Genomic DNA, 1,803 nt, shown 5'->3' on the forward strand with positions numbered 1-1,803 from the left:
CCCCCCCCGCCCGGTTCTCTCCTGACCTAAATCTGTGGTAAACTCTTCGCGTTTTTCTGTAAGCCTATGTTGAGGTCCATCTGAACGCACCGGCACAGCTCTCTTTGCCACTGTATCTTCCTGACGACGAAACCTTCGCGAGTTTCTGGCCGGGTGATAATCCTTCCCTACTTGCCGCCCTCCAGAACGTACTGCGCCAGGAACACAGCGGGTACATTTATATCTGGTCACGTGAAGGGGCAGGTCGTAGCCACCTGTTACACGCCGCCTGCGCGGAGCTTTCCCAGCGCGGGGATGCGGTAGGCTACGTGCCGCTGGATAAACGGACGTGGTTTGTGCCCGAGGTGCTGGAGGGGATGGAACAGCTGGCGCTGGTGTGCATCGATAACATCGAGTGCGTCGCCGGCGATGAGCCCTGGGAGATGGCCATCTTTAATCTCTATAACCGGATCCTGGAATCAGGCAAAACCCGGCTGCTGATCACCGGCGATCGGCCGCCGCGGCAGCTGAATCTTGGCCTGCCGGATCTGGCCTCACGGCTGGACTGGGGGCAGATCTATAAGCTGCAGCCGCTGTCGGATGAAGACAAACTGCAGGCGCTGCAGCTACGCGCCAGACTGCGCGGCTTCGAGATGCCGGAAGATGTGTGCCGCTTCCTGCTGAAGCGGCTGGATCGCGAGATGCGTTCGCTGTTTATGACCCTCGATCAGCTGGATCACGCCTCGATTACCGCTCAGCGCAAGCTGACGATCCCCTTCGTGAAAGCGATCCTTAAGCTTTAGTCCGCCAGGGGAGTCAGCTCCTGCTCCGTCAGCCCGGTCAACCGGGCGACCAGGTCGCGCGGAAGGCCGCTGTGCAGCATAGCGACAGCGATGCGCTGCGCCTCTTCTTTCCGTCCTTCCTGACGGCCTTGCGCCAGGCCCCGCTCCAGCCCCTGTTGTTCCAGATATTCCGCAATCGTCATCAACGTCTCCTTATGCTGCGGCGTACGTAACGCCAGCTCGCGAATGAATTTAATCGGCTCGCGCGTGTTGCCTGCCTGTACCAGATAGTGCATCAGGGCTTGTACCTGCGATTCCGTCGCCAGTCCAGTCAATAATAATTCGCTCAGCTTGTCGAGGAGCTGCGCCAGATCGCGTTGTCGAATATGTTTTTGCAGTAACTCCAGCGTTGCCATGCGCTGGTGGGTGGCAATCTCGTCATCCGGAATGACGGTTATGTCCGCCAGCGGAAACGCCCCGTGATAAAGGTGGCCGGCCAGCTCCGGAGCGACGAATTCATCGAGCCAGCGCAGAGAGAACGGATAGGGGCTCACCAGACCGTGGTAGAAGAGAACAGGGATCACCAGCGGCAGGCGATCGTGGCCGGCATCGAGATGGCGCTGCATGGCGGCGATGGCGTAGCGCATCAGACGAAAGGCCATATGCCGGTCGGGCGTGCTCTGGTGTTCGATAAGCGCATAAATATAACCGTCGCCCGCCGTGGTTTTCAGGGAATACAAAATGTCGGCGTAAAAGGGACGCAGATCGTCTTCGACAAAATGCCCGGACTCGAGATGCAGCGTACGCAGATCGCACACTTTAAGCAGCGTCTCGGGCAGATACAGTTGCAGGAAATCACGGGCGGTATCGGGATGGGAGAGGTAGGTCTTAAACACGGCGTCATGGGGCGTGGAGGTCGGCTTTTTCATGTTCATCCGTCCAGTGGATTGAGCGATGGATCAACAGTAGCACCGTCCGGCGGGCGGGAGATATTGGCGTGAAAGATCTGGAATCGCCCACGTAAAAAAAGCGCCGCGCAAGC

Annotated in this window: 2 protein-coding genes; one reads left to right on the forward strand and one right to left on the reverse strand. The window is 58.7% G+C overall.

Annotated features, from left to right (window positions below; translation table 11 throughout):
- Positions 1-80: 80 nt before the first annotated feature.
- Positions 81-782, forward strand: a complete 702-nt coding sequence (locus HMPREF9538_RS11075; protein WP_071606028.1) for a DnaA inactivator Hda — start codon at positions 81-83, stop codon at positions 780-782.
- Here the strand turns inward: HMPREF9538_RS11075 and HMPREF9538_RS11070 are convergent.
- Positions 779-1,690, reverse strand: coding sequence for an Rpn family recombination-promoting nuclease/putative transposase (locus HMPREF9538_RS11070; protein WP_002913812.1), 912 nt, complete (start codon positions 1,688-1,690; stop codon positions 779-781). The genes HMPREF9538_RS11075 and HMPREF9538_RS11070 overlap by 4 nt on opposite strands.
- Positions 1,691-1,803: the final 113 nt, after the last annotated feature.

It is taken from the genome of Klebsiella sp. MS 92-3 (genome assembly GCF_000195655.1).
GTDB lineage: Bacteria > Pseudomonadota > Gammaproteobacteria > Enterobacterales > Enterobacteriaceae > Klebsiella > Klebsiella pneumoniae.

What these genes read in the sequence shown, in the direction of transcription:
- HMPREF9538_RS11070 (WP_002913812.1), bottom strand. Translation starts at nt 1,690, where the DNA reads ATGAAAAAGCCGACCTCCACGCCCCATGACGCCGTGTTTAAGACCTAC.